This window comes from Oleiagrimonas sp. (assembly GCF_027858935.1).
In the GTDB taxonomy this organism is placed as follows: Bacteria; Pseudomonadota; Gammaproteobacteria; order Xanthomonadales; family Rhodanobacteraceae; genus Oleiagrimonas.
Genome location: NZ_JAQIBU010000163.1, coordinates 1 through 4,134 on the forward strand (window position 1 = coordinate 1; position 4,134 = coordinate 4,134).

Consider the following 4,134-nt stretch of genomic DNA (forward strand, 5'->3'; position numbering starts at 1 on the left):
CCTTCGTGACCGCCGGCCTCGATGCCCGAGGTGCCAATGGCCTCGCCGGCATTGACCCAGTCACCGACGTCGTGCAGCAGCGACTCGTTGTCGCCGTAAAGGCTCATCCATCCGTTGCCGTGATCGACGATGATCAGCATGCCGTAGCCGCGCAGGAAATTGGCGAAGGCCACGCGGCCATGCGCGACCGCGCGCACCGCTGTGCCCCGTGGTGCATCAATCGAGACCCCGTCGCCACTGCTTGCAAGTTTTCCATGCACCGGCCACGACAATTTCCCCCGGCGTTCAGCAAAAGGCTTCTCGTCGGAAAGCGTCCGTGGGATGTCCGCAAAAACGTCGCCGAGACGGTTGATCAGCGCGTTGAGCGCGCGCTGGTTGCGTTGCAGTTGCTTGAGTTGGTGCCCCTGCTGCTTCAGCCGTGTCTGTGTTTGGGCCAGCAGCGCGCGTTGCTTGTCGCGTTCGCTGGCAAGGGCCTGCATGCGGGACTTGCGCTGGTCGCGTTCGATCTTGAGGGCCTGCTGTTGCAGGTGAATGGAGGTTTCCAGCACATGCAGCTGGTTGAGGTCGCCCAGAAGGCTTTGGATCCGCGCCATTCGATCGTGCTGGAAATAACGCGAGTAGACCAGCGCGCGGTCGATACGGGCGATGTCATCGTTGCCGAGCAACAGGCGAAGGTCCGAGCCCCGGCCCAGTGCGTAAGCGGCGCGCAGCAGATCGGCCAGGGCTGCGCGCTGGCTCTTGAGGTGATTTTCCAGGGGCGTGCGTCGGTCCTCGAGGGCCTTGAGCTGCTTGCGTTTGTCGGCGATGGCGGACTCGCTTTGGCGTACCGCGCGCGCGGCATCGTCAAGCTTGGTCGCCTGGGCCGAAAGCGTGGCATTGATTTGGTTGCGGTGGTTTGCAGTTTTTTGCAACTCACGGGTCAGCCGCAGGATCCGGTCCTTGATCGCGGCGAGCTTCTTCTTCGCCTGGGCCTGTTGCGCGTGTTCATTGGTGACGCGTGCAGTACCGCTTGCCCGGGCGACTCCGGTCAAGGCCAAGGCCAGCAACAGGCCGGCAACAACGGAGCGAAATCGGGGGCGGAGAAAGGCGGCGGACATGAGCCTTCGATTATGCCCGTTCGTCCCTGCACGCGCGATGCCGACACACGGCCCCTGCAGCGGGTAGCATGAAAGCATGTGCCTGATTGCCTTTGCCTGGAATTGCCACCCGCGCTGGCGGCTGGTGCTGCTCGCCAATCGCGACGAATTCCATGCCCGACCCACCGCGTCACTGGCGCGCTGGGATGATGCGCCGCAGGTGGTTGCCGGGCGTGACCTGGAAGCCGGTGGCACCTGGCTGGGCGTCAACACGCAAGGGCGCATGGCCACGGTGACCAATGTGCGCGACCCCGGGCATGACGGGTCGGGCAGGTCGCGCGGCCTGCTGGTCAGCGACTATCTGCGCGACACGGGCAGTGCCGCGGCATGGGTGGCCAACTTGCATGATCAGGCCGTGCGCTACCGCCCTTTCAACTTGCTGTGTTTCGATCAGGCGCAGGCCTGGTATCAGGGCAATCATCCGCGTGCGCGCATCGAACCGGTGCCGCCGGGCGTGCATGGCCTGTCCAACGCCGACTTCAATACGCCGTGGCCGAAGACGCGAGCGATCAAGGCACGCCTGTCGGACTGGCTGGCGCGCGGCGACGACGACGTTTCCCCGCTGTGGGGAGCGCTGTCCGACCCCGGCGAATGGCCGGATGACATGCTGCCCGACACCGGCGTGGGCATCGAACTGGAGCGGCGGCTGTCGGCGGCCTTCATGCGCGGGCGTGACTACGGCACCCGGGCCAGTACCCTGGTAACGGTCACGCGGGACGGTGCGGTCACCCTGCGCGAACGGCGCTACGGTCCCGATGGCGCGTTCCAGGGCGAGACTGCGATGGCGCTGGACGCGATCGGCGACGGGGCGGGCGTGCAATGACGCTGTCCACGGCCTGGTCCCGCATGCACATGATGGGCCAGGTCACCCTGGCGCTGTGCATGACGTTGCCGTGCGCGGCGCGCCCCGCTTCGTCCCATGACGAGGACACCGCGCCCGCACCGGCCCACGAATCAACCCAGGATGTAGCCAGCCCCGCGCGCAAGCGTGTCGCACTGCCCGGTCCGGCCACGGCCCTGCCGGCCGTGCGCATCAACGCCAGCAGGCTGGACATCGATCCGTTCGACGTACCGGCTGCGCTGAGCGTGGCCTACATCGATCCCGGCCGTTCGGGCCAGTCCGGCGTCAATCTCTCCGAGGTGCTGACGGGCATCCCCGGCATCCTCGTCCGCAACCGCCAGGACTACGCCCAGGACGAACAGGTCTCGATCCGCGGCTACGGCGCGCGCGCCACCTTTGGCGTGCGCGGCATCCGCATCTACATGGACGGCATTCCCGCGACGCTGCCCGATGGCTCGGGCCAGGTCTCGGCCTTCAACCTCGACTCGGCCGATCGCGTGGAAGTGCTGCGCGGCCCGTTCTCGGCGCTGTACGGCAACGCCGCCGGCGGCGTGATCCAGGTCTACACGGCCGGCGGCACGCCCACCCCGCAGACCACGTTGGGCGTGTACGCCGGCAGCTACGACAGCTTCCGCGCCCTGGCCAACACGCGCGGCACCGTGGGGAGTGTGGACTACAACATCGCCGCCTCCACGTATGTCTCCGGCGGGTATCGCGCACACAGCCGCGTGCATCGCGAGTCGGACAACGCCAGGTTCGGCATCGACCTCGGTGGCCAGCGCAAGCTCATCGTGGTACTGAACCGCTTCTACCAGCCCGACACCCAGGACCCGCAGGGCCTGACCCGCGCACAGGTCACGCAGGACCCGCGCCAGGCCAGCGCGGTGGCCGCGCTATACAACACCCGCAAGAGTGCCGAGCAGAACCAGGTCGGCCTGGTCTACAAGCAGACATTCAGCGCGGCCAACGCATGGCGCGTGATGGCCTACGACGGCCACCGCAGCATCATCCAGTTCCTGTCGATCCCGCCCTTCGTGCAGGCCAACCCGCTGCAGGCCGGCGCCGTAGTCGCGCCGGCGACCCACTACGGCGGCGGCGATGTGCGCTGGACGCACCACGGCGAGATCGGTGCTACACGCTACGTGTTCGTGCTCGGCGCCAGCGGCGAGTTCCAGATCCAGCGGCGCAAGGGATACGAGAACTTCATCGGCGGCAGCCTGGGCGTGCAGGGCGCACTGCGCCGCAACGAGCTGGACAACGCCAATACCGTGGCCGGTTACGCGCAGCTGTTCTGGCACCTCACGCCACGTTGGGCCCTGCTGCTGGGACTGCGCCACGACGACGTGCGCTTCATCGAGCATGACCACTACATCACCGCGGCCAACCCCGACGACAGCGGCCACGTGACCTATCGTGCGAACACGCCGGTGGTCGGTCTGCGCTACAGCCCGGCCGACCACGTGCGGCTATACGCCAGCTTCGGCCGTGGCTTCCAGACGCCGACCTACGGCGAGCTCGGCTACCGCAGCGACGGCCAGCCCGGGCTGGCGTTCGACCTCAAGCCCGCGCGCAGCGACCATTACGAGTTGGGCGCCAAGTGGCGCGTGAACCGGGTGATCGAACTGGATGCCGCGTTGTTCCGGTCCGACACCCGCGACGAACTGGCGGTGGCCAGCAACAGCAACGGCCGCGCGACCTACCGCAACGCCGGACGTACGCGCCGCGAGGGCCTGGAACTGTCGGCCAGCGGCGAACTGGTGCCGGACTGGCAACTGATGGCCGGCTACACACACATCCGCGCGCGCTTCAGCGAGGGCTACCTGACATGCACCGGCGCGCCCTGCATCGTGCCCGATACCCCGGTCGCCGCCGGCTCGTCCATCCCCGGCGTGCCACGGGACTACGGCTCGCTGCGGCTGGCCCACGGCGGGGACCTGGGCTGGCGCCAGGGCGTGACAGTCACCGGTGTGGGCCCGGTGGTGGTCAACGATGTGCAGGCCGACCGCGCGCCCGGCTACATGCAGGTCGATGCCGACGCCGGCTACACCTTCACGCTGGACGAATCCACCCGGCTCGATCTCAGCGCACGGATCGACAACCTGGCCAACCGCCGTTACATCGGCGCGGTGGTCGTCAACGACGCCAACGGCCGCTATT

3 protein-coding genes are annotated in these 4,134 nt (G+C 67.6%); 2 read left to right on the forward strand and 1 reads right to left on the reverse strand.

Features of this window, described 5'->3' with window-relative positions; translation table 11 throughout:
- Window positions 1-1,097 (reverse strand): peptidoglycan DD-metalloendopeptidase family protein (locus PF446_RS05940; RefSeq protein ID WP_298070321.1); only part of this gene is annotated, 1,097 nt, incomplete at its 3' end.
- 76 nt (window positions 1,098-1,173) lie between these two features.
- Here PF446_RS05940 and PF446_RS05945 point away from each other — a divergent pair.
- Together PF446_RS05945 and PF446_RS05950 are read left to right on the forward strand one after the other, a co-directional pair.
- Complete coding sequence (locus tag PF446_RS05945; protein WP_298070322.1) at window positions 1,174-1,959, forward strand: NRDE family protein; 786 nt, start codon at window positions 1,174-1,176, stop codon at window positions 1,957-1,959.
- Window positions 1,956-4,134, forward strand: a 2,179-nt coding sequence (locus tag PF446_RS05950; RefSeq protein WP_298070323.1) for a TonB-dependent receptor, incomplete at its 3' end; no start/stop codon positions are given. The genes PF446_RS05945 and PF446_RS05950, both read left to right, overlap by 4 nt.